The sequence below is a fragment of the Microcystis sp. LEGE 08355 genome (genome assembly GCF_015207185.1).
In the GTDB taxonomy this organism is placed as follows: Bacteria; Cyanobacteriota; Cyanobacteriia; order Cyanobacteriales; family Microcystaceae; genus Microcystis; species Microcystis panniformis.
The window spans coordinates 1-5,081 of sequence record NZ_JADEXI010000343.1; the positions used below are offsets into that span (position 1 = coordinate 1).

The 5,081-nt window shown below is 43.2% G+C and carries 3 protein-coding genes; 2 read left to right on the plus strand and 1 reads right to left on the minus strand.

The genetic code is table 11. From position 1 onward, the window contains the following. The first annotated feature begins 82 nt into the window (after positions 1–82). Positions 83–2,863: a cation-translocating P-type ATPase gene (locus IQ242_RS16415; protein ID WP_193960698.1), complete on the plus strand. Its 2,781-nt coding sequence runs from the start codon at positions 83–85 to the stop codon at positions 2,861–2,863. A gap of 4 nt (positions 2,864–2,867) precedes the next feature. After that, positions 2,868–4,667, plus strand: a complete 1,800-nt coding sequence (locus IQ242_RS16420) for an SLC13 family permease (RefSeq protein WP_193960699.1) — start codon at positions 2,868–2,870, stop codon at positions 4,665–4,667. Positions 4,668–4,722: 55 nt separating this feature from the next. Here IQ242_RS16420 and IQ242_RS16425 read toward each other — a convergent pair. After that, positions 4,723–5,081 (minus strand): tetratricopeptide repeat protein (locus tag IQ242_RS16425; RefSeq protein WP_193960700.1); only part of this gene is annotated, 359 nt, incomplete at its 5' end.

Genomic DNA, 5,081 nt, shown 5'->3' on the forward strand with positions numbered 1-5,081 from the left:
TGATAACTGATATTGTGATATGTAATTAGCTTAATTCGCTTACCTTTTTAGTTTACGCATACACCCTCTTCAATCGATCGCTATGACTTTTCCCACTACGTCCCCCCAAGTCTCGGAGATAGAGAATAATCGTGCTTGGCATAATTTAACTGGCGAACAAACCCTAGAAATACTGAGAACCAATGGGGAAACCGGCTTAATCGAGGCGGAAATTGTTAAAAGAAAAGATATTTACGGGTTAAATGAACTAAAAGAAACGGGGGGACGTAGCCCGTTAATGATTCTCTGGGAACAGTTTACTAACATTATGTTAGTGATGCTAATTGCCGTGGCGGTGGTTTCAGCAGTTTTGGATCTGAAGAAAGCGGAATTTCCCAAAGATGCGATCGCTATTTTTACAATTGTTATTTTAAACGGTATTTTAGGATATTTACAGGAAAGTCGGGCAGAAAAGGCTTTAGCCGCCCTTAAGCAGTTATCCTCGCCCAAAGTTAGAGTTATCCGTAATGGTAGCACCTTTGAAGTGGCGGCCAAGGAACTTGTCCCCGGGGATATCATGTTACTGGAAGCGGGGGTACAAATTGCCGCCGATGGCAGATTATTAGAAGCACAAAACCTGCAAATCCGGGAAGCTGCCCTGACGGGGGAAGCGGAATCGGTGAATAAACAAGCACAGAAGGTTTTACCGGAAGATGCCTCTTTAGGCGATCGCATTAACCTCGTCTATCAGGGTACGGAAGTAGTACAGGGACGGGGGAAAGTGGCGATTACCAGGACGGGAATGGATACGGAAATCGGTAAAATCGCCGCTTTGTTGCAAGGAGTAGAAAGTGAACCAACTCCCCTACAGCAGCGAATGTCGCAGTTAGGTAACGTTTTAGTGAGTAGTTCCCTGGCTTTAGTGGCTATAGTCGTCCTTGGCGGTGTAATTCGCTTTGGTTGGCAGTTTTTTGAATCATTCCTCGAAACTTCCCTCAGTATGGCTGTGGCCGTTGTTCCCGAAGGTTTACCGGCAGTGGTAACGGTGACTTTGGCAATTGGAACCCAAAGAATGGTGAGAAGACAAGCTTTAATCCGTAAATTGCCGGCAGTGGAAACCTTAGGCTCGGTAACGACGATTTGCTCCGATAAAACCGGAACTTTAACTCAAAATAAAATGGTGGTGCAGAAAGTCAATACTTCCCACCATGTCATTACTGTCACTGGGGAAGGTTACGCACCCATCGGGGAGTTTAGTGGTGCTAGTGAAAGTGATCCCGAACTACAGGCAATTTTAACGGCTTGTGTGCTGTGTAATGATGCACTTTTGCAAAATAAAGAGCAAGAATGGTTAATTTTAGGCGATCCCACCGAAGGAGCTTTACTGACATTAGCGGGTAAAGGAGGACTATATCGGGAAGCATTGGCACCAAAAAGCCCTCGTTTAGGCGAATTTCCCTTTTCTTCCGAAAGAAAGAGAATGTCAGTAATCTGTGAGAATGCCCAGTTAGGTTTGGGGGATTCTGCCTATTTAATGTTTACCAAAGGCTCACCGGAATTAATTCTCGAACGCTGTTCTCTGATCCAAGTTGGGGCGGAAAGTCAACCCTTAACAGCTGAACAAAGAAGCCGTATTTTGGCACAAAATGACGAAATGGCGGGTAATGGCCTACGAGTCTTAGGTTTTTCCTATAAACCGATGACAGAAGTGCCAGAAGCGGAAAGAGAAGATAGTGAGGAACAATCCCTGGTTTGGTTGGGATTGGTGGGAATGCTCGATGCACCCCGCAAAGAAGTTAAAGAAGCGGTTGCCCTCTGTCGTCAAGCGGGAATTCGTCCGATTATGATTACCGGAGATCACCAATTAACGGCCAAGGCGATCGCCAGTGAATTAGGCATTGCTGCTGCCGGGGAGCGAGTAATCACGGGTAAAGAATTAGAAAAAATGTCTCAGAATGACCTAGAGGCAGAGGTAGATGGTGTAAGCGTCTATGCTCGCGTTTCTCCCGAACATAAGCTGAGAATCGTCCAAGCTTTGCAAAAACGGGGCAAATTCGTCGCCATGACGGGGGATGGAGTCAATGATGCTCCGGCACTAAAACAAGCGGATATCGGCATCGCCATGGGGATTACGGGAACCGATGTCAGCAAAGAAGCCAGTGATATGATTTTGCTGGATGATAATTTTGCCACCATCGTCGCCGCCACCGAAGAAGGGCGCGTGGTTTACAGCAACATTCGGCGCTTTATTAAATACATTCTCGGCAGTAATATTGGCGAGGTTTTAACCATTGCGGCGGCTCCGCTGCTCGGTTTAGGCGGTGTACCCCTTTCTCCCTTGCAAATCCTCTGGATGAACCTTGTCACCGACGGTTTACCGGCTCTGGCTCTGGCAATGGAACCCGCCGAACCTAATGTGATGAAACGTCCACCTTTTAGCCCCCGGGAAAGCATTTTCGCTCGCGGTTTGGGTTGGTATATGATTCGCATCGGTGTGGTGTTTGCCATTCTCACCATTATTATGATGGCTTGGGCTTACCGATATACTCAGGCAACTCCCGAAATCGGAGATCCTGGACGTTGGAAAACCATGGTATTTACTACCCTCTGTTTAGCACAAATGGGTCATGCTTTGGCGGTGCGTTCCCATACCCAGTTAGCTGTGCAAATGAATCCCTTCTCTAATCCTTACATTATTGCCGCCGTGGGCTTGACAACGATCCTACAATTGTTGTTAATTTATGCTCCTCCTCTACAAAGCTTCTTCGGCACTCAATGGATTAGTGGCACGGAATTATTAATCTGTTTTGGATTTAGTGCCTTAATGTTTGTTTGGATCGAGTTGGAGAAGTTATTTATTCGCTGGTTCATGACGAAAAAATAAATCAATGCCAACACCAATTATTCTGACTTTAACGGTTTTAGTCGTTGCTTTAGTCGCTTTTGTGGCGGAATGGCTACCGGTAGATTTAACCGCTTTATGCGTGGCGATTGTCCTGATTCTTTTGGGTTTAGTTACTCCCGAAGAAGGTATCGCCGGATTTAGTAATTCTGCCACGGTGACAGTGATGGCGATGTTTGTGCTTAGTGCTGGAATTACCCGCACGGGAGTGATTCAAGTAATTCGCGATCGCTTGCTGGTTTGGGGGGGCAAAAATCCCCACCAACAGGTATTTGTCCTAGGAGCATTAGTGGGGCCAATTAGTGCTTTTATTAATAACACGGCAGTGGTGGCGATCTTTTTACCTATCGTCGAAGATTGGTGTAAAAAACAAAAAATTTCTCCTTCTAAGTTATTAATTCCCCTTTCCTACGCCACGGTTTTAGCGGGGATGATTACCGTGGTGGGAACTTCTACAAACATTCTCGCCAGTGGTATTTCTGCCAAGCTGGGTTATGGGCAATTTAGCTTATTTCAATTCACTGCTTTAGGAGTAGTAACTTTTTTAGCAGGTTTGATTTATTTAACAATTTTTGCCCCGAAATTATTACCGGATCGCAAATCTTCCACGGGGGAATTTTTAGACGATGATTATGGTTCTAAAGTATATCTGAGTGAGGTAATTATTAGCCCTCGTTCTAGTCTTATCGGTCAAACTTTATCCGAAAGTGGACTACAAAGAAAGTTTGATTTTGATGTGTTGGAATTAATCAGAAATAAGGTACATTTATCCCAACCTTTGGCCGATAAAGTTCTCAATGCTGGCGATATTTTAATCGTTCACAGTAGTCGGGAAGAACTATTAAAAATTAAAGATGAACGGGGATTAGAAATTTTTGCCGATGTCAAATTTCACCAAGGAGATATTGAATCGGCAATTACTACAGGTGAGGAAAAATTAGCCGAGGTTTTGATTCTCTCTAATTCCCGTTTAATTGGGACAACTTTAAAAGATTTGAAATTCCGTCAGCGTTATAACGCCACGGTTTTGGCGATTCGGCGTGGTTCGGAATTACTGCAAGGAAGATTAGGTAAAATTCCTTTAAAGTTTGGTGATTTGCTTTTAGTTCAGGGACCAAAACAGAGTTTTATTGGTTTACAAACCACGCGAGAATTATTAGTTTTAGAAGAGAAAGACATCGAATCCCTGCGAAAGGATAAGGGAATTATTGCTTTAATGATTACTTTGTTAGTGATTATTATTGCCGCTTTTGATATTCAACCTATTCTCGTCACCAGTTTAGTTGGGGTGGTTTTAATGGTAATTACTGGCTGTCTAAAACCTGGGGAAGTCTATGGTTCCATTCGTTGGGATATTATCTTTTTATTAGCGGGTTTAATTCCCCTCGGTACTGCCATGGATAACTCAGGAACGACTAAATGGTTAGCAGATAATTTAGTGGCTATCGGCGGCCATCTTTCGGGGTTTTGGATCTTAGTTTTCTTCTATCTAATTACCTCATTTTTAACTGAAATCCTCTCTAATAATGCTGCCGTGGTGTTAATGATTCCCGTCGCCGTGGAAGTGGCGAAAACTTTGGGTTTAAATCCTTTGGCTTTTATGTATGCTGTCACCTTTGCTGCTTCTAATAGTTATCTAACACCGATTGGCTATCAAACTAACACCATGGTTTATGCACCTGGCGGCTATAAATTCCTCGATTTTACCCGTTTGGGTGCGCCCCTAAATTTAATTTTGACGATTTTAACCCCTAGTTTAATTGTCTTGTTTTATGGCTTGAAGTAAAGAAAGAGATCGAAGAATATTCGATCTCTAAAAAGAATTTGATCAGTAGTCAAAACTATTTCGATTCAGCAAAGCGTTTACGCAGGGATTCGGTGCGCTTTTTCGCCACCGTATTATTAGGATCAAATTTGAGAGTTTCTTCGTAGGTTTCGAGAGCTTTTTTGGCCATTTGTTTCTTTTCGTAAACATTGCCAAGATTATTAAGAGCGATCGAGTATTGAGGATAAAGTTTAATTGCCTCTTTGTAGTTACGAATCGCTAATTCTAATTGTTCTTGGGCAAAATAGGAAAAACCGATCGCATTATAGATTAGGGCTTGATTTTCTGGTTCGATGCTTTCTTCTTCAGAGATTTTTAAAGCCTTTTGCAGTAAACTCAAGGCTTGAACATAGAGTTTTTTATCCAGATAAAGAC